Source organism: Pseudomonas migulae, assembly GCF_024169315.1.
Classification (GTDB): Bacteria; Pseudomonadota; Gammaproteobacteria; order Pseudomonadales; family Pseudomonadaceae; genus Aquipseudomonas; species Aquipseudomonas migulae_B.
Genome location: NZ_JALJWR010000001.1, coordinates 4,357,204 through 4,374,812 on the forward strand (window position 1 = coordinate 4,357,204; position 17,609 = coordinate 4,374,812).

At 60.8% G+C, this 17,609-nt stretch carries 15 protein-coding genes and 2 pseudogenes; 5 read left to right on the forward strand and 12 right to left on the reverse strand.

The features are described from left to right. Window positions 1–56: 56 nt before the first annotated feature. The 6 genes from J2Y86_RS20090 to J2Y86_RS20115 are packed head-to-tail and all read right to left on the reverse strand — an operon-like array spanning window position 57 to window position 4,293. Complete coding sequence (locus J2Y86_RS20090; protein ID WP_253435330.1) at window positions 57–1,739, reverse strand: acyl-CoA synthetase family protein; 1,683 nt, start codon at window positions 1,737–1,739, stop codon at window positions 57–59. After that, window positions 1,736–2,281 (reverse strand): hypothetical protein, encoded by a 546-nt coding sequence (locus J2Y86_RS20095; protein ID WP_253435334.1) that lies wholly within the window; start codon window positions 2,279–2,281, stop codon window positions 1,736–1,738. Before J2Y86_RS20095 ends, J2Y86_RS20090 begins: the two co-directional genes overlap by 4 nt. Beyond that, on the reverse strand, window positions 2,278–2,532 hold the full coding sequence (locus J2Y86_RS20100; protein WP_084320988.1) for an acyl carrier protein: 255 nt from the start codon (window positions 2,530–2,532) through the stop codon (window positions 2,278–2,280). Before J2Y86_RS20100 ends, J2Y86_RS20095 begins: the two co-directional genes overlap by 4 nt. Before the next feature lie 9 nt (window positions 2,533–2,541). After that, on the reverse strand, window positions 2,542–2,802 hold the full coding sequence (locus J2Y86_RS20105) for a phosphopantetheine-binding protein (protein ID WP_134100976.1): 261 nt from the start codon (window positions 2,800–2,802) through the stop codon (window positions 2,542–2,544). Then, the gene (locus tag J2Y86_RS20110; RefSeq protein WP_253435337.1) at window positions 2,783–3,592 is read right to left on the reverse strand and encodes a lysophospholipid acyltransferase family protein; all 810 of its coding nucleotides are present in this window, start codon (window positions 3,590–3,592) and stop codon (window positions 2,783–2,785) included. The genes J2Y86_RS20105 and J2Y86_RS20110 overlap by 20 nt, the downstream gene beginning before the upstream one ends. Next, on the reverse strand, window positions 3,568–4,293 hold the full coding sequence (locus tag J2Y86_RS20115; protein ID WP_253435341.1) for a beta-ketoacyl synthase chain length factor: 726 nt from the start codon (window positions 4,291–4,293) through the stop codon (window positions 3,568–3,570). The genes J2Y86_RS20110 and J2Y86_RS20115 overlap by 25 nt, the downstream gene beginning before the upstream one ends. Window positions 4,294–4,648: 355 nt before the next feature. Between J2Y86_RS20115 and J2Y86_RS20120 the strand changes: the two genes are divergently transcribed. Next, entirely contained in the window at window positions 4,649–5,419 is a 771-nt protein-coding gene (locus tag J2Y86_RS20120; protein WP_253435344.1) for a ParA family protein, read from the forward strand. A 131-nt stretch (window positions 5,420–5,550) separates the two neighbouring features. Here the strand turns inward: J2Y86_RS20120 and trxC are convergent, their stop codons facing one another. The 6 genes and pseudogenes from trxC to J2Y86_RS30500 all read right to left on the reverse strand — a co-directional run. Beyond that, on the reverse strand, window positions 5,551–5,985 hold the full coding sequence (gene trxC / locus J2Y86_RS20125) for a thioredoxin TrxC (RefSeq protein ID WP_253435347.1): 435 nt from the start codon (window positions 5,983–5,985) through the stop codon (window positions 5,551–5,553). An 84-nt stretch (window positions 5,986–6,069) separates the two neighbouring features. Beyond that, window positions 6,070–7,533: a protein adenylyltransferase SelO gene (selO, locus tag J2Y86_RS20130; protein ID WP_253435349.1), complete on the reverse strand. Its 1,464-nt coding sequence runs from the start codon at window positions 7,531–7,533 to the stop codon at window positions 6,070–6,072. A 48-nt stretch (window positions 7,534–7,581) separates the two neighbouring features. Then, window positions 7,582–10,932 (reverse strand): mechanosensitive channel MscK, encoded by a 3,351-nt coding sequence (gene mscK / locus J2Y86_RS20135; protein WP_253435352.1) that lies wholly within the window; start codon window positions 10,930–10,932, stop codon window positions 7,582–7,584. A gap of 34 nt (window positions 10,933–10,966) precedes the next feature. Then, window positions 10,967–12,709, reverse strand: a complete 1,743-nt coding sequence (locus J2Y86_RS20140) for a potassium/proton antiporter (protein ID WP_253435355.1) — start codon at window positions 12,707–12,709, stop codon at window positions 10,967–10,969. 288 nt (window positions 12,710–12,997) lie between these two features. After that, window positions 12,998–13,870 carry a methyl-accepting chemotaxis protein gene (locus J2Y86_RS30495; RefSeq protein ID WP_371925560.1) on the reverse strand — a complete coding sequence of 291 codons (873 nt, stop codon included), beginning with the start codon at window positions 13,868–13,870 and terminating at the stop codon, window positions 12,998–13,000. Further along, window positions 13,853–14,728, reverse strand: a pseudogene (locus tag J2Y86_RS30500) (MCP four helix bundle domain-containing protein); the annotation flags it as partial. The pseudogene J2Y86_RS30500 and the gene J2Y86_RS30495, both read right to left, overlap by 18 nt. Window positions 14,729–15,031: 303 nt before the next feature. Here J2Y86_RS30500 and J2Y86_RS20150 point away from each other — a divergent pair. The 4 genes and pseudogenes from J2Y86_RS20150 to J2Y86_RS30510 all read left to right on the forward strand — a co-directional run bounded on the left by J2Y86_RS20150 (window position 15,032) and on the right by J2Y86_RS30510 (window position 17,599). Next, window positions 15,032–15,262 (forward strand): hypothetical protein, encoded by a 231-nt coding sequence (locus tag J2Y86_RS20150; protein ID WP_017336178.1) that lies wholly within the window; start codon window positions 15,032–15,034, stop codon window positions 15,260–15,262. Beyond that, a complete protein-coding gene (locus J2Y86_RS20155; protein ID WP_084320977.1) occupies window positions 15,259–15,561 on the forward strand; it encodes a cell division protein ZapA in 303 nt (100 codons plus the stop codon). Before J2Y86_RS20150 ends, J2Y86_RS20155 begins: the two co-directional genes overlap by 4 nt. Before the next feature lie 145 nt (window positions 15,562–15,706). Further along, window positions 15,707–16,735, forward strand: a pseudogene (locus tag J2Y86_RS30505) (HAMP domain-containing protein); the annotation flags it as partial. A 132-nt stretch (window positions 16,736–16,867) separates the two neighbouring features. Beyond that, window positions 16,868–17,599: a methyl-accepting chemotaxis protein gene (locus J2Y86_RS30510; RefSeq protein WP_437180690.1), complete on the forward strand. Its 732-nt coding sequence runs from the start codon at window positions 16,868–16,870 to the stop codon at window positions 17,597–17,599. Window positions 17,600–17,609 lie beyond the last annotated feature (10 nt).

A 17,609-nucleotide genomic window follows, 5' to 3' on the forward strand; every position in this document is an offset into this window, starting at 1 on the left:
GCGATCTAGTGTGGGAGCGGGCTTGCTCGCGATTGAGTGCGCAGCACTCACCAAGGTTAAGCATTGCCTGTAGCCTCCAGCAAAATCCGCCCGCTGGAGCAGGTGGCGGTCTCGTTGCGATAGGCGAAATACAGTTTGCTGCGCACCGGATCGAAGCGCAGGTGCAATTGGATTTCATCGCCGGGGCGCACCAGCTGCTGGAATTTCAGCACTTCCATGCCAGCGAATTTTTCCGGCAGGTTCATCAATTGCTGGCCAAGGTTCAGGGCCCATTCCACCTGCACTACGCCGGGCAGAACCGGCGCCTGGGGGAAGTGGCCGCTGAAGTAGGCGAGGTCCGGTGGAATTGCCAGTTGCAGGCTCCACTCGCCATCGGCTTCGAGTTGTTCAAGGACTTCCGGTGCTTTCGGGCGCGGCGCCAGCAGCAAGGCTTCCACGTCGGCCTGAGGCAGTTTGCCTTGGGTGTTGAGCGGCAGTTGTCGCAACAGGCGCCAGCGTCGCGGCAGTGCAAGGGCTTCACAATGCTGGCTGAGGTGTTGGCGCAGTTCCTGAGTGAGGGTGCGTCGACCCTGATTGCGCAAGGCATGCAAACCCGAGTCGCTCAGCACCAGCAACGCACCCAGCGAAGCGCGATTTTCCTGGACCACGCCGAGGCGTGCTTCGCAGACCCAGTCGTGGGCCATCAGCGCCTGTTCCAGCATGGGCAGCGAGATACGTTTTTCTTCCAGTTTGACGATCCGGTCCAGCCGCCCGAGCAATTCGAAGCGGCCGTCGGCGGCGATGAGCGCCGCATCCGCGGTGTGTTCGACGTGGCCGGGCGGTAAGTACGGCGATGCAATGAGCAGCGCGCCATCGCTGTCCTGGCTCAATTCGACGCCGGCAAAGGCTTGCCAAGGATCATTGCCCTGACGCCAGGCAATGCCACCGGTTTCTGAACTGCCGAGGATCTCCGTCGGCCACTGTTGCAGCCGTTGCTGCAGGCTTAGCGCCGCCTCGGCCGGCAATGCACCGCCAGAGGAAAACACCCGGCGAACCGCGCTCAGCGCCGGCCAGTCAAGGTTGTCGCCCATGCGCTTGAGCAGCGCCGGGCTGGCAACCCAGGCAAAGGCCGGGTGTTCGCGGCTGGCGCGCTGCAAATCTTCCGGAAAGGCCAGTTGCTTGCGCCCGAACGAGCGCCCGGCGCACAGCGGCCACAACACGCGAAACAGCAGACCGTAGATGTGCTGGGTAGCGACGCTGCCAATGATGCAGGCGTCCGCCAGATCGGCGCCCCAGAGTTGCTCCAGTGCTTCAACTTCGTTGGCCAGTTGGCGCAGGGTTTTGTCGATGCGCTTGGGCTCGCCGCTGGAACCGGAGGTGCACAGGCTCAGCGTGGTGCGATCCAGGTCCAGCGCGGCAGCCGCCAGCGGCGCGTGGCGATAGTCGCTCAGGTGCGCGTCGTCGGCCTGATCCGTCAGCCACAGGTCGACTTCGCCCGACCAGCGCTGGCGCGTTTGCGGTTGCAGGTCGGCAGGCAGCAGCACGCTGACTTCGGCACGCCAGGCGCCCAGCAGCGCAATTGCCAGGTCGGCGGCGTCTTCAAGGTGCACGGCAATGCACTGCACGCCCTGCGCTTGCAGGCCGGCGGCCAGGCTCAGGGCCTGTTCGCACAGTTGTGCGTGATTCAGCACCGGATCGGCCGTCACAGCGCGTTCCGGTTGAGCCTTGAGCAACAATTGCTCAAGTTTTATCCAATTCATGGGTGGCCTCGTACCCGTTGTCGTATAAGCCATTCAATGGCAAACATCAGGCCGATCAATCCGTAGGAGATCAGGCCGGTGTACAACATCCACCAACTCAGCGGCGCCCAGAGGGTCAGGGCCGCGGCGCACAAACCGTTGCAGAGAAAAAACACACACCAGGCAATGGTGACCTGGCGGGTATAGCGAATCGCCTTGGCCGGCAAGCGTGGTTCACGCAGGCGGGCCAGCCGTTCGATCATCGGCGGGCCGTATTTCAGGCTCAACCCGAACAGCACCAGCATGAAGCCGCTGATCAGCACCGGATACCAGCGCAGCATGGCGGGGCTGTCGAACAGGGCCAGCAACAGGCAAAACACGATGGCAACGCTGGCCATCCACAGGCTTCCTGGCCGGCGTATACCCGTCAGTGCCCGGGCCAGCCACAGGCTGCCCAGCAGCAGGCCGAACTGCCACGGGGCAAAATGTTCCATGCCGAAATACACCGCGAAGGGGTACAGCAGGCCCGCCAGCAGCAGGCCAAGGCCGATCAGTCGGCTCATGCGGCGGGTTGAACCAGACGGTAGACCGCCTCGACGACGTCGCTGACGGTACGCACCGTCTTGAATTCTTCAGCGGCGATTTTTTTGCCGGTCTGGCGCTTGATGTGGTCGATCAGGTCGACCGCGTCAATGCTGTCGATTTCCAAGTCCTGGTACAGGTTGGAATCGAGGCTCACACGCTCGGGGTCCAGCTCGAAGAGTTCGACCAAGGCATCGCGCAGGGTGTTGAAAATGTCATCACGAGTTTGCATGGTCCGGTCTCAAGCTGCCTGTTTTGCGGTGACGAACGCCGCAAGGCTCGCCACGTTGCTGAAGTGATTACGGGTGTCCTTGGCATCGGCGTCGATTTTGATGCCGTACTTTTTCTGGATCGCCAGGCCGAGCTCCAGGGCGTCGACGGAGTCCAGTCCCAGGCCTTCACCGAACAGCGTCTGGTCGTCGCCGATGTCTTGCGCACTGATGTCTTCGAGGCCCAGGGCTTCGATGATCAGTTCTTTGATTTCACGGTGTAGATCGCTCATCTTCGGCGAGCTCCTTAATAAAGTAGTGATGCAGGTAATCATTGAGCTTGCGCGAGGCTTGAGGAGCAGGGCCCTGCGCGGCGAAGGCCTGTGGATCTATATCGGCCCCGACCCGGAAACTGAAGTGCACGCGGCGTTTGGGGATCCGATACCAGGGTTCGGCCTTGGTCAACGTAGTCGGGCTGACCTTGATGATCACCGGGGTGAGGATCTTCGCACCGCGCAGTGCGATCGACGCCGCACCCCGATGAAAGGAGGGCGCCTGGCCAGGCTGGGTGCGGGTGCCCTCCGGAAAGATGATCAAGGTCTGGCCGCTTTTCAGCGCGTCCGCCGCGGCATCGAGCATGTCCATGCTGCCGTCATTGCTGATGTATTCGGTGCGGCGAAGCGGGCCACGGGTGAACGGGTTTTCCCAGAGGCTGCTTTTGACCACGCAGTTGGAATGGCGCACCAGGCCGATCAGGAACACCACATCGATCAGCGACGGGTGATTGGCGATGATCATCTGCCCGGGTCGACCCAGCTTTTCCGCGCCTTCGATGTCGTAGGTCAACACGCCGGTGCGGGCCATGAACCGCACGAAAAACCAGAAACAGCGGCTGACGGTTTGCCGCGCCCGCAGGCGATGCGTCTGCGCATTGCCGGGCAGGCAGCTCAGTACCGGGAAAACGACCAGGCGCAGGCACAGCCCGCCCAGTCCGAAGAGGGTGAAGCTTGCGGCGGTGGCCAGCAAACGCCAGTAATAGGCGTCGCGGTTTTTTTCGCTTACAGATTGCGTTGCCAGGTCCATACACGATTTTTCCAGGCATGTTGGCAGGTGGTGTGCTGGCCGAGCAGGGTACGCAAGAGATTCAGGGCATGGGGCCAGTGGGCTTTGGACAACGCATCCGAAGTGCTGTTCAGGGACAGCTGCCAGTCGTTGCCGGGGGTCAGCAACAAACCTACGGCGTAAGGGAAGGGTACGTCATCGATCCAGTCGGAATAGGCTTCGGGTGGCTGTTCTTCGGTGACCACCAGCAGGACCGCGGGCGCCCCTTCGGCAAGCAGCGCCGCTGCCTCTAGCATGCCGTGTTCAAGGCCATCGCCGGCCGCCGCCAGGGCGGTCATTTCGCTGGTTTCGCCGCGCATGATCGACCACAGGCCAATGACCGCGTTATGCACAGACAGGCTGAACTGGGTCGGCGACAGAGGCTGATCGGCGGCCAGATCGCTGAGGATATCGAAGGTGCGCGGGGTTTCGCCGTGACGGGAAATAAAGACCAACGGTAGGTCAGGGCGACCATCGGCCAACGGCCAGCCGACACTGAACGCCATCCGCGCAAGACGGCTGAGCCGCCGCCGCTGCATGGCCGGCAGAAACGAAACGTCGGGGGCGGCATCGCAGCTTGGCAGCGCGACCGGTTGTCGGCTCCAGGCCTGCCAATCGTCCACGCTTTCGAGCCCAGGGGCCCACGCGCGCCATTGGGCGATGTTGAAGTTGATCACAGGCATTCATCCCGCCCCTGCGGGCTTTCTTGACGCGACGAGGCGCAAAAACTGCGACTCACCTTACGTGACGCTTAGCGTCGAGTGGCGCGCATTATCCCGGTGCGGCGGGCGTGTAGCAAATGCTGGTTACATTTTGCACAACGAAATGTACCGATTGGTCCGTGAATATATGTCGTTTGGCCATTATCCACATCGAGTCTCGTATGTCTGTCGGCTCGGGGCGCCTTTTTCTGGGCGAGATGGCGGCTTTTTCAGTGAGCGTTTGCACCTGACTGTGTAGTCCTTGTGCCGGCGAGGTAGCTAAGCGACGCCGTGGACTACTACACTCGGTCATTCTTTGATACACGGAGGTTTTGACATGCGGCGCGTGGTATTCAATCAGAAAGGCGGCGTAGGCAAATCCAGCATTGCCTGCAATCTGGCGGCGGTCAGTGCCAGCGAGGGCTATCGGACCCTTCTGGTGGATCTCGACGCTCAGGCCAATTCGACCCAGTACCTCACCGGGCTCACCGGTAATGACATTCCGATGGGTATTGCCGACTTCTTCAAGCAGACACTGTCTTCTGGGCCGTTCTCGAAGAAAAACCAGGTCGATATCTACGAAACCCCGTTCGAAAACCTCCACGTCATCACCGCTACCGCCGAGCTGGCCGACTTGCAGCCCAAGCTCGAGGCGAAACACAAGATCAACAAGCTGCGCAAACTGCTCGAGGAGTTGGACGGCGACTACGACCGGATTTACCTCGATACCCCGCCGGCGCTGAACTTTTATGCGGTTTCAGCGTTGATTGCCGCTGATCGGGTGCTGATTCCCTTCGACTGCGACAGCTTCTCGCGTCAGGCGCTGTACGGCCTGTTGGCGGAAATCGAAGAGCTGAAGGATGACCACAATGAAGGGCTGGAAGTCGAAGGCATTGTCGTCAACCAGTTCCAGGCCCGCGCCAGCCTGCCGCAGCAAATCCTCGATGAGTTGATTGCCGAAGGTCTGCCGGTGTTGCCGGTGTATCTGGGCAGTTCGGTGCGCATGCGCGAATCGCATCAGGCCAACACACCGTTGATCCACCTTGATCCACGGCACAAATTGACCCAGCAGTTCGTCGAGTTGCATAACCTGCTCGAAAGCGCCTGATTCCCGCAAACAACACCGAACCCCTGTGGGAGCGGGCTTGCTCGCGAAAGCGGAGTGTCAGTCAAAATTAATGTCGACTGACAAACCGCTTTCGCGGGCAAGCCCGCTCCCACATTTGATCCGCGGTGACTTCAAATCCCGTGGCTTCGCAACCAGCTCATCAACTGCGGCAACGGAAAGGCCCCGCTCTGGCGCGCCACTTCCCGGCCGTTCTTGAACAGAATCAGGCTCGGAATCGAGCGAATCCCCAACTGCGCCGACAACTGCTGGTTGGCCTCGCTGTCCAGCTTGGCCAGCCGGCACTTGCCCGCCAGTTGTCCCGCCGCCTGCTCGAACACCGGCGCAAACGACTTGCACGGCCCGCACCAGTCCGCCCACACATCCACCAGCAACGGCAGATCACCCTTGATCTGACTGGCGTAATCACCTTGTTTCAGCTCGAACGGTTTGCTCAGCAGGACCTCAGCTTTGCAGCGACCGCATTTCGGCTGGTCGCTGAGGCGCTCGGCGGGGATGCGGTTGAGGCCGTTGCAGTGGGGGCAGGGGATCAGGAGTGGGTCGGTCATAATCGGGCTCTGAATAAATGGGCAATCCATGACACTGATCTGGAGTCAAAGTCGGTAGTTATCAAGGTGAAACCCGCAGGCCAATCAAGACGAACAACTGATCTCCAAATGCTTGCCCCACTCCGGCGGCCGTTCGGCGTAACTCTCCATCCCCGGCTGCTCCTCGAATGGCTTGCTCAGCACCGCGTGCAGCCGGCGAACCTCTGAGTAGTCACCGCTTTCCGCCGCATCGATGGCTTTTTGCGCAAGGTAGTTGCGCAGGATGTACAGCGGATTGACCGCGTGCATCCGTTGGCGGCGCTGTTCCTGATCAACTTCACCTTCGCGAGCAACACGGGCGATATAGCGCTCTGCCCAGGCATCGAAGCCCTTGATGTCGACGAAGTCGTCGCGCAATCGGGCAACGGCCGGTTCCGGTGATTCATCGCCCAGGCGGCGGAAGAACAGGGTGTAGTCGACGCCGCTGTTCTGCATCAATTGCAGCAGTTGCTCCAGCAGTTTCTGGTCGTCGTCTTCGGCGGTGGTGAAGCCGAGGCGACGGCGCATCAGGTCCAGGTAATGAGCCTGGAACAGCGGCAGGTACAGACCCAGGGTTTCGCGCAGGGCCTCGACGCTGATGAACGGCGTCAGGGCCTGCGCCAAAGCGCTGAGGTTCCACTGGCCGATCGGCACCTGGTTGCTGAAGGAATAACGGCCCTGGTCATCGGAGTGGTTGCAGATGAAATTGGCGTCGAAATCGTCGAGGAACGCGAACGGGCCGAAATCGAAGGTGATGCCGAGGATCGACATGTTGTCGGTGTTCATCACGCCGTGGCAGAAACCATAGGCCTGCCATTTGGCGATGAGCTCGGCGTTGCGCTCGACGATTTCGCGGAACATCGCCAGATAGGGCTCGGGCTGTTCGAGGCATTCGGGGAAGTGCATGGCCAGTACATGTTCGCCGAGTTCTTTCTGCTTCTCGGGGCGTTTGGTGTAGTAGAAATATTCGAAATGCCCGAAGCGCACGTGGCTCGGCGCCAGGCGCAGGACCATGGCGGCGCGCTCTTGCTTTTCGCGCCACACCGGCGTGTCGGAGCCGATCACGCACAGCGCGCGAGTGGTCGGGATGTTCAGCGCATGCAACGCTTCGGAGGCGAGAAACTCGCGGATTGACGATCGCAGCACCGCACGTCCATCGCCCATGCGCGAGAAAGGCGTCTGGCCGGCGCCTTTGAGGTGCAGGTCCCAGTGCTCGCCGGCCTCGTTGTAGACCTCGCCCAGCAACAGGCCGCGCCCATCGCCCAACTGCGGGTTGTAGGAACCGAACTGATGCCCGGAATAGACCATCGCCCGAGGCACCGCATCCGCCCAGAGCTTGTGGCCGCTGAACAGCTCGGCGAATTCCGGGGTTTCGGCCACGGCCGGGTCGAGATCGAGCAACGCCATGGCGGCGGGGCTGGCCACCACCAGGCGCGGGTTGTCGATGGGCTCGGGCAGTACGTGGGCGGAAAACGTATCGCCCAAGCGATCGAAGCGATTATCGAAGGTCAGTTCGTCGAGGGCTTTCACCGGCCATCTCCAGCAGAATGTCCGAGCATTCTGCTAGGGACTGGGCGGTTAGTCGAGCTTGGCGGCCGGCGGCTCTTGCAGCGGTTTGCCATCGGCCAGCGGCACGATGGTTTTGTTTTCCGGTTCGATCGGCACCATTTTGTATTCCTGGCCGTGAAGGTTCTTCAGGTAAACCTCCATCTGCCGGAACGAGATGTTGATGTGCTGCTTCTTGAACTCGCGGTTGATGAAGCGGTTGACCTCATCGAGCACCGGGTTACGGTCGCCGAGGTCGCGCACATGCATGCGTAGCTCGTGGTCGAGAGTACTTTCGCCGAAGTTCAGGAAGTACACGTGGGGTTCAGGGTCTTTCAGGACGCGCGGATTGTCCCGGGCAGCCTTCAACAGCAGTTCTTTCACCAGGTCCAGGTCCGAGCCGTAATCGACGCCGAGCTTCAGGGTCACCCGGGTGATGGTGTCGGTCAGGGACCAGTTGATCAGTTGCCCGGTGATGAACGTCTTGTTCGGGACAATGATGTCCTTGCGGTCGAAGTCGGTGATGGTCGTGGCGCGGATGCGAATCTTGCTGACCGTGCCCGACAGGTTGCCGATGGTGATGGTGTCGCCGATCCGCACCGGGCGTTCGAACAGGATCATGATGCCGGAGATGAAGTTCGCGAAGATCTCCTGCATCCCGAAACCGAGACCCACCGAGAGCGCCGCCACCAGCCATTGCAACTTGTCCCAGCTCACGCCGAGCGTCGACAGGGTCGAGACGAAACCGATGCCGGCGATCACGTAGGACAGCAACGTCGTGGTGGCATAGGCACTGCCCTGGGCCAGGTTCAGCTTCGACAACACCAGGACTTCCAGCAACCCCGGCAAGTTGCGCGCGAGGGCGAAGGTGATGCCGATAATGATCAGCGCGCCGAGCATGTCGCCGATGCTGATCGGCACCATGCTCATGTTGGCGCCGGTGCCGCTGGTGTATTCGTAGAGGGTGATGTTGTCCAGGTACGAGAACACCGAGATCAGGTCCGACCAGACCCAGTACAACGCCGCCATGAACCCGCCCAGCAGCGCCAGCCGAATCAGGCGCAGGGACTGTTCGTTGACCTTTTCGATGTCCAGCGTCGGTTCTTCGATCACGGCTTCGCCGTCGCCGGCCTCTTTGGCCGCCTGACGCTTGGCCAGCGCTCGCTGATAGGCCAGACGCCGCGCGGCGACACTGAGGCCTCGGACGAAGGTAGCTTCGATCACCAGCCAGAACATCAGCAGGTAAAGGGTGTTGATCAAGCGGTCGCTGAGTTTCAGCGCGGTGTAGTAATAGCCAAAGCACACGGCGACGAACAACGCGATCGGCAACGCGGTGAACATGATGCCCACCGCCTTGCGGAACAGTGAGGCATTCTGGTGCGTCGGGCTGCTGATCAGCAGGCGGCTGAGCAACCAGGCCATCAGCGCGTAGCAGGTCAGTACCACTGGCATGCCGAGCACATCATCGGCCAGGGCCGCCGGTTGCAGCTCGGCAACCGCCACCACGGCGACCAGCGCCATCACTACCAGACCCAATCGACGGACCCAGCCCTGGAGGAATTCGACCTGGGGTTTTTCCCAGCGGAAATGCAGTTCGGCCACGCCGCCCGGCGCGAGGATCCGGTAAGCGGTGTAGAACACCAGCCAGGCCTGAGCCATTTGCAACAGGGCCGAGCCCATGTTGGCGTTCTGTCCGCGAGCGTCGATCTGCAAGGCCAGGCCGCACAGGGCCAGGCCCAGCGCAACCGGCATGGCCAACAGAATATTGATCAGAATCGCCTGCGGTGTGTGCAACTGGCTGTCACGCTTGAAGTGGCCGATGTCCTGGTGAACCTTGTTCAGTCGGGCATACAGGCTTTTGCGGCGCCACAGCAGGGCGCCGATTAGCAGCACCAACGGTAGAAACAGCAGCGGCCGTTGAGTCAGGCCGTCAATCAATTCGCTCACGCTCGACGCCAGCGGCAGGGTCGCCACCTGGCGTTGCAGACGCTCCGGCACGCCGCGCATCCATTCCAGATCGAGGGGCTTGTTGCTCGGAATCCAGAACATCTGCTCGTCGAGGGTCGCCCGCAGGCTTTGCGCGGTGCTGAGCAGCTGTTTCTGATTGAGTTGCAGCGTGATCGATTCGTTAAGCACCGCGCTGAGTTCGCGGTTCAGTCGCTCCAGCAGGTCGGCGCGGGTCGTGGCCAGCTCCAGCAGGCTTTTGCGCAATTGCGGGGTGACTTGCTCGGGAGGCTGGGTCGAGAGCAGGTTGTCGACGTAGGCCGCCGGGTTGCTGAGCAATTCCCGCTGCTGGCTGACTTCGAATTGATAGAGGCGGATGTCGGCGATCTGGTCGGCCAGGTCACGGTCAAGCTTGAGGCGCGGCAGGCCCTGTTTCTGTTTGTAGAGAATCTTCGACAGTAGCAGGCTGCCCTTGAGCACGTTGATTTGCTCGTCCAGGGCCGAATCGCTCTGGGTCACGTTGTCCAGCTGCTGTTTGGTTTGCAGGTTCTGCTGGGTGACGACATTCAAGCGGTCAGTGCTTTTGAGCAGGTAGTCGGACAGCTTCAGGTTGGCCGCGCTTTCGGTGGCGAGCAGGGCGCTGCTGCCGGACTTCTGCGCTTCGATGGACTGCTGTGTCACGGTTTCCTGAGATTGGGCCAGGCGCTTCTGGTTGATCAGGGTTTGCAGCTCCTGGATTTCCCGGTCCAGGCGATCGGTTTTTTCCGTCAGCAAGTCATGCTGGCTGTTGCCCAGGTCCTGCAACTGGCTGTTGCCGGCCAGTTCCTGGCGGCGCAGCGGGATCAGTGCGTTCAGGGCTGCCAGCTCGGCATTGAGCAGGTCACGCTGTTCGCCGCTCAGGGTCTTGCCGTTGTCCTTGCCGGCCTTGAGGATGTTGTTGATCTGCTGGATGCGCGTCTGGCTGGTGGAGATTTCTGCCTGGGCGCGCTCGGGCCGGGTCTGGGCGGTAATGACCAGGCTGTTCGCTTCGGCGAGGGCTTTTTGCATGTCGCTTTGCTGGGTCGAACGCTCGGTGAGCATCTGTTCCAGCTGCTGAATGGACTCTTTGCTATAGCGTTGCGCCACCGGTGTCACGTTGGTGGCCTTGAGGCGAGTCAGCTCGCGCTGGTTCTCGATGTTCTGCTTCGGCGCGGTGGCGAGTTGCTGCTTGAGACTGGTCAGTTTCTGTTCGTAGTCACGCTTATTGTCGAGCTGGGTCAGCGTGTTCTGCAGGAGGGTCTGCAGGGCCTTTTGATCGGCTTCCGGCAGTTTGCGCTCGGCGATCTTGTCCAGGTTGGCCTGCACGGCTTCGCTGGACGGCGGTTCGGCCGCTTGCAACGTACCGACAGAAAGACTCAAGCCCAGCAGGGCCATGATGAAAAAGGTGCGCAGGGTTGACATAGAGACCGATCGAAAACGAGACGAAGTGTGGAGTTTAGAGGAAGAGTCCCGGACCCGGGCGACTTCCTTCGGGGAATCTGACGCCCACTTTGCCGATCTTGTTCCCTTCCATGACCGCAACGGTCCAGATCGTGTTGTTCCATTCCACCTGGTCACCCACGACCGGTGCACCGCCCACTTTGTGGGCAATGAAGCGGGCCAGGGTCATGTCCGGATCGATGCCTTCGACTTTCAACCCGTACAGGGCAGCAACCGCAGCCAGCTGGGCATCTCCTTCGAGTACGAAGTCGCCGAAGAAGCGCAAATCCAGACCCCGTTGCGGTGCCTGGCTGAACAGTTTTCCGAGGGCCGGCAGGTTGTGTTCATGGCCGATAACACACAGCAAATCATCGACTTCGAGTACCGTACTACCCGACGGATGGAGCAGTTGCTGGCCCCGAAACAGTGCCGCGATGCGCGTGCCTTCGGGCATTTTCAGTTCGCGCAGGGGCGAACCGATGCACCATTTTTCAGCGCCGAGGCGATAAACGAACAGCTCCCACTCGCTGGTGACATGCACTTCCAGCGCGGCGCGGGAGATCGGTGCTGGCTCCGGCGGAACGGTCACCTTCAACAGCTTCGCCACCCACGGCAGGCTTGTGCCCTGCACCAGCAGCGAGACCAGCACGATAAAGAACGCGAGATTGAAATACAGCTGGGCGTTGGGCAGCCCCGCCATCAGCGGGAACACCGCCAGAATGATCGGGACCGCGCCGCGCAGGCCAACCCAGGAAATAAAGGCTTTTTCGCGGCCATGGAAAGCCTTGAACGGCAGCAGGCCAACCATCACCGACAGCGGCCGCGCAAACAGAATCATCCACAACGCCAGGCCCAGCGCGGGCAGGGCGATCGGCAGCAAGTCGTGTGGCGTCACCAGCAGGCCCAGCACCAGGAACATGCCGATCTGCGCCAGCCAGGCCATGCCGTCGAGCATGTGCAGGATGCCGTGGCGGCTGCGCACCGGACGGTTGCCGATCACCAGGCCGCACAGGTAAACCGCAAGGAAGCCACTGCCGTGCAGGGCGTTGGTCAGGGCGAACACCACCAGACCGCCGGCAATCACCAGGATCGGATAGAGGCCGGTGGCCAGGTTGATGCGATTGACCAGTTGCAGCATCAGCCAGCCGCCACCCAGGCCGATCACGCCGCCGATGCCGAACTCGCGCACCAGATGCCCCAGCAGGTTCCAGTGCAGACCGGTCTCGCCGCTGGCGAGCATGTCGATCAGGGTGACGGTGAGGAACACCGCCATCGGGTCGTTGCTGCCGGATTCGATCTCGAGGCTGGCGGTGACCCGTTCGTTCAGGCCCTTGCCGCCGAGCAGCGAGAACACCGCCGCGGCATCCGTGGAACCGACGATGGCGCCGATCAGCAAGCCCTGGATCAGGTTCAAATTGAACAGCCATGCCGCGGCCATGCCGGTCAGTCCGGTGGTGATCAGCACCCCGACCGTGGCCAGCGACAACGCCGGCCATAACGCCACGCGGAAACTCGACACCCGGGTTCGCAAACCACCGTCGAGCAGGATCACCGCCAACGCGAGGTTGCCGACCAGATAGGCCGTTGGGTAGTTATCGAAAATAATGCCGCCGCCATCGACGCCGGCCGCCATGCCCACGGCCAGGATAATCACCAGAATCGGGATGCCGAGGCGGGACGAAAGTGAGCTCACCAGAATGCTCGCACCTACCAGCAACGCGCCGATCAAGAACAGGCTGTTGATGGTCGTCGCATTCAAAGGCAGTACTCCAGAAAGCTGAAAGGCGGGCACAAACTGACCATGCAGTCTGCGTGCCAGCGATTCTAACCTGTTGAAATGTGATGCTGTCAAAAAGGTTTTGCAGCAACGACAACGTCGCCGGGTTGAGCTCGATCATTGTGGCGAGGGGATTTATCCCCGTTGGGTAGCGAAGCTACCCCCAAACCCTCAGACGAGTTTGATCAGGTGTACCGGGAACAATGGGTTTACGGCGGCTGCGCCGCCGAACGGGGATAAATCCCCTCGCCACAGAGTTCGCGGTGCTCTTTAGAGGCTGAACCGCCCAACCATGTTGTTCAGGTCCAGCGCCAACCGCGACAACTCATTGCTCGCCGCGCTCGTCTGATTGGCCCCGGTCGCCGATTGCACCGACAAATCACGAATGTTAACCAGGTTGCGATCCACTTCCCGCGCCACTTGCGCCTGCTCTTCGGCAGCGCTGGCGATGACCAGGTTGCGTTCGTTGATTTCGACGATGGCGCTGTTGATGGTGTCCAGCGACATCCCCGCACCGCGAGCGATGTTCAGCGTCGACTCGGCACGCTCGGTGCTGTTGCGCATCGAATCCACGGCGTGTTCGGTGCCGCTCTGAATGCTGCCGATCATGCGTTCGATTTCACTGGTCGATTGCTGGGTGCGATGCGCCAGGGCGCGAACCTCATCCGCCACCACCGCAAAACCACGCCCGGCTTCACCCGCACGAGCGGCTTCGATCGCTGCGTTCAACGCCAACAGGTTGGTCTGGTCTGCCAGGCCACGGATCACATCCAGCACCTTGCCGATATCTCGGGATTCATTCGCCAGATCGCCAATCAACGTGGCAGTGCTCTGCACATCGGCGCTCATGCGTTCGATGGCGCTGACGGTTTCCTGAACCAGATCACGGCCATCGCCCGCAGATGTGGTGGCGTTTTTCGACGCTTCGGACGTGCTCACCGCGTTGCGCGCTACTTCTTCCACGGCGCTGGTCATTTCGTTGACGGCGGTGGCGGCCTGCTCGATTTCGTTGTTCTGTTGGGTCAGGCCACGGGCGCTTTCGTCGGTGACACTGTTGAGCTCTTCGGCGGCGGAGGCCAGTTGCGTGGCCGAGCCGGAAATCCGCTGCAGGGTGTCACGCAGCTTGTCCTGCATCTTCGACATGGCCAGCAGCAAGCGACCGGCTTCGTCTTCGCCATCAACGGTGATCGGGCGGGTCAGGTTGCCTTCAGCGATTTCCTCGGCGGCGCTCAAGGCGTTAGCGATCGGCCTGGTGATGCTGTTGGTCAGCAACCAGGCAAACAGCACGGTCAGGCCGGTGGCGATGACCAGCAGGGTGATCACCAGGTTGAAGGCCGAGGAATATTGATCGGCGGCGCGCTGATTGGTGTCGAGGGTCTGCTGGGTGTTGATCTCCAGCAAGCGATTGAGCACCGCGTTGACCGCTTCGGAGTTGGTCAGCAGATCGGTGTTGAGCAAGGTGCGCAGTTCATCGACCTGGTTATTGCGCGACAGGGTCTTCATCCGGTCTTCGATCTGGCGGTACTGCCCCAGCAACTGCACGTATTGATCGTAGGCTGCTCGTTCCTGCGGGCTGGCGATCAGCTTTTCGTAGGTCGCCTGAGCCGTGCGAATCTGTTGATTGCGCGTGTCCAGCAGGTCAACGGTTTTCTGCTGAACGTCGGGTTCGCGGTTCACCAGCAAACGGTAAGACAAAACCCGCAGGCGCAAGGTGAGTTGAGTGAACTCGTCGAGGCTTTTGATACTCGGCACGCTGCTCAAGGTGATCTCCTCGGCGGCACCGCGAATCTTGCTCATCTGGTTCAAGGCAAATACCCCCAGAACCAGCATCAAACCGCCAATCAGAGCGAAGCCGAGGAACGCCCGCGGCGCGATATTCATATTACGAAGGGACATGGTGTTTACCAAAAAGAGCGCAGCCGTGCGGCGCTGGGACTGACGTATGAGTGACTTATCGGTCATACGACTAAAGTCTTGAGTGCCTGTGCGTATTTGTCGCATGCAGACCTCTATCTGTAGGAGCGAAGCTTGCTCGCGAAGGACGTCCAGGCACCGGGTTCATTCAGACAGAACGCGTTATCGTTAACGTCCTTCGCGAGCAAGCTTCGCTCCTACAGGGGGAGGCACGCTGGTTTTGACCTATGGCGACGAAGTGCAGGAACCAGATCCGCCAATCACAGTCTTTAAAGTTCGCGAGGAAGGTCACCCGCCAGGAAAATCAAGGCCTTGCGCCCCCATAACCCTGGCATCCGTGGTGACTTTTCTTTATCGTACGCGCCCTTTGAAAATGCCTGGAAAATCAAAATGTTGGAAGCATCCCTAAGCCAATTGGAACAGCTGGTCAGCGACCTCGTTCAACAGAACCAGAACCTGCTCGGCACCAACCAGACCCTGAGCGCCGAACTGGCCCAGGCCAAGGATGAAAACGAAAGCCTGCAACTGAGCCTGATGGAACAGGAAGAAAAACAAGGCGCCACCGCCGCTCGCATCCAGGCCCTGGTTGAACGCGTCAGCGCCGGCCCGGTCAGCGCATGAGTTACGGCGCCGCAGGGGTAAAAGTCGTCTCGATCCTGGGGGAGGACTATTCGATCAAGGCGCCGGCCGGGGAAGAGCAAACCCTGCTGGACGCCGCAATGATGTTGAAAGCCGCTTTGGCCGACACCAAAAGAAAGTACCCGACGCTGATCGGTGACCGCCTGCTGGTGCTGGCAGCCATGAATCTGTGCTCGCAGCAGATCGAAATGCAAAAGCAGCACAAGCTCGAACTCGACCGTTACCAAGAGCAAGTCAGCGCCACGGTTGAAGTGATCTCCAAGACGATCAATCAGGCCTGATCGGCTTTGCGCACAACCAAAGAATAAATTGTCGTTTGCGTTGTATACAATCGGCACGGCTGTTGCAGTGTTTCAGCCTCTTATTCTTTGGGGGTGCTCCATGCAGTTCTGGCGTCGCAGTATTCAATGGCAGTTGATCCTCAGTATGGGCACCGCCCTGCTGGTCAGTATTCTGATCGTGGTTGGCATTTATACCCTCGTGGTCAACCGCCTCGCCCAGCGCTATCTGGTGGAACAAGCACTGCCGTCGAGCATCGAAGCGATGCGCAACGACATCGAGCGCATCCTCGTTCAACCCCTCACCGCCGCCAAGGACATCGCCAGCAACAGCATGGTGCGTGACTGGCTGGCAGACGGCGAAAACCCTGCCCGGACCGCCGCGTTCGTCGAGTATCTGGAAGGCATCCGCGCCGAACACAAAGCCTTTACCGCGCTGATCGTCGGCACCGCTTCAAATCACTATTTCACTGAAAAAGGCCTGGACCGGACCCTCAGCCGTTCCAACCCCAAAGACGCCTGGTTCTACTCGTTCCTCGACAGCAACCAGCCGCGCACCCTCAATATCGACAATGACACCGCGACCGGAGAATTGGCGCTGTTCATCGACCTCAAGGTCGAACAGGCCGGCAAAGTCGTGGGCGTTGCCGGGCTGGGCCTGAGCATGAAAGAGCTGTCGGAGCTGATCCACAATTTCAACTTCGGTGAGCGCGGCAAGGTCTATCTCGTGCGTTCCGACGGTTTGATCCAGGTTCACCCCGACGCGCAATTCAGCGGCAAGCGCACCTTGGCCGAGCAGATCGGTGCTCCGGCAGCGCAAGCAGTGATGGGTCAAAAAGTCGCCACCAACAGCAGCTTTGTACGCGATGGCGAAGATTATCTGGCGTTGAGCCTGCCGCTGCGGGATCTGGGCTGGACCCTGGTGGCCGAAGTGCCACAGTCGCAGATCTACGCCGAGGCCCGCCGGGCCATGTGGATGAGCAGTGGAATTGGCTTGGCGGTAGCGCTGGTGTGCCTGCTGCTGGTGGTATTGCTGGCCCGTGGCCTGGTGCGTCCGATTCGTCAGGTAACAGCGGCGCTGGTAGCCATCGGTAGCGGTGGTGGAGATTTGACCCACAGGTTAGATTCCAGCCGCGCCGATGAGCTGGGAGATTTGGCGCGCGGCTTCAATCGATTCCTCGACAGTCAGCGCGAGATGATCGGCGAAGTGCTGACCACCAGCGAGCGCTTGCGTACGGCCGTCGGCCAAGTGGCGCGGGTGGTGGACAACACCGCCGAGCGCTCCGGCCGTCAGCAGGAAATGACCGACATGGTCGCCACCGCCGTCCACGAAATGGGCCTGACCGTACAGGAAATTGCGCAGAATGCCGGCAACGCGGCGGTCGCTTCGCAGAATGCTCGCGATGAAGCGATGCAGGCGCGGGAGGTGGTCGGTGGTTCGATCCGGCATATCGAAAGCATGTCCGAAGAGATCGGCCTCGCGGCGGGTGCCGTTGGCGAGCTGGCCAATCAGGTGGCATCCATCGATCAGGTGTTGGCGGTGATTCGCGGGATATCCGAGCAGACCAACTTGCTGGCGCTTAACGCGGCTATCGAAGCGGCGCGGGCCGGGGACATGGGCCGTGGATTTGCGGTGGTGGCCGATGAAGTCCGGACCTTGGCTCGACGCACACAGTCATCCACCGATGAGATTCAGCAGATGATCGGCAGCCTCAAGCAGGGCGCGGAGAATGCGGTGTCGTCGATGCACACGGGGCAGGCAGCGACTGGCACCGGGGTTGAGTCAAGCCAGCGGACGGGGGCGTCGTTGACGGCGATCACGGGGCAGGTCGAGCGTATCAGCGACATGAACCACCAGGTGGCGACGGCGACCGAAGAGCAGTCGGCGGTGACCGAGGAGATCAATCGAAACGTGCAGGGGATTTCCGATCTGGCCCGGGCGACAGCGGGTGAGGTCAGGGCTTGTCGTGAGGATTGTCAGACGTTGCAGCGGTTGGCGGATGATCTGGCGCGGCAGATGGGTAGTTTCAAGCTGAAGTGATGTGTTGGTT

Bases quoted from the DNA above. Each gene is read 5' to 3' on its own strand.
- J2Y86_RS20090 (WP_253435330.1), bottom strand. From the start codon at position 1,739: ATGAATTGGATAAAACTTGAGCAATTGTTGCTCAAGGCTCAACCGGAA.
- J2Y86_RS20095 (WP_253435334.1), bottom strand. From the start codon at position 2,281: ATGAGCCGACTGATCGGCCTTGGCCTGCTGCTGGCGGGCCTGCTGTAC.
- J2Y86_RS20100 (WP_084320988.1), bottom strand. From the start codon at position 2,532: ATGCAAACTCGTGATGACATTTTCAACACCCTGCGCGATGCCTTGGTC.
- J2Y86_RS20105 (WP_134100976.1), bottom strand. From the start codon at position 2,802: ATGAGCGATCTACACCGTGAAATCAAAGAACTGATCATCGAAGCCCTG.
- J2Y86_RS20110 (WP_253435337.1), bottom strand. From the start codon at position 3,592: ATGGACCTGGCAACGCAATCTGTAAGCGAAAAAAACCGCGACGCCTAT.
- J2Y86_RS20115 (WP_253435341.1), bottom strand. From the start codon at position 4,293: ATGCCTGTGATCAACTTCAACATCGCCCAATGGCGCGCGTGGGCCCCT.
- J2Y86_RS20120 (WP_253435344.1), top strand. From the start codon at position 4,649: ATGCGGCGCGTGGTATTCAATCAGAAAGGCGGCGTAGGCAAATCCAGC.
- trxC (WP_253435347.1), bottom strand. From the start codon at position 5,985: ATGACCGACCCACTCCTGATCCCCTGCCCCCACTGCAACGGCCTCAAC.
- mscK (WP_253435352.1), bottom strand. From the start codon at position 10,932: ATGTCAACCCTGCGCACCTTTTTCATCATGGCCCTGCTGGGCTTGAGT.
- J2Y86_RS30495 (WP_371925560.1), bottom strand. From the start codon at position 13,870: ATGTCGAAGATGCAGGACAAGCTGCGTGACACCCTGCAGCGGATTTCC.
- J2Y86_RS20150 (WP_017336178.1), top strand. From the start codon at position 15,032: ATGTTGGAAGCATCCCTAAGCCAATTGGAACAGCTGGTCAGCGACCTC.
- J2Y86_RS20155 (WP_084320977.1), top strand. From the start codon at position 15,259: ATGAGTTACGGCGCCGCAGGGGTAAAAGTCGTCTCGATCCTGGGGGAG.
- J2Y86_RS30510 (WP_437180690.1), top strand. From the start codon at position 16,868: ATGGTCGCCACCGCCGTCCACGAAATGGGCCTGACCGTACAGGAAATT.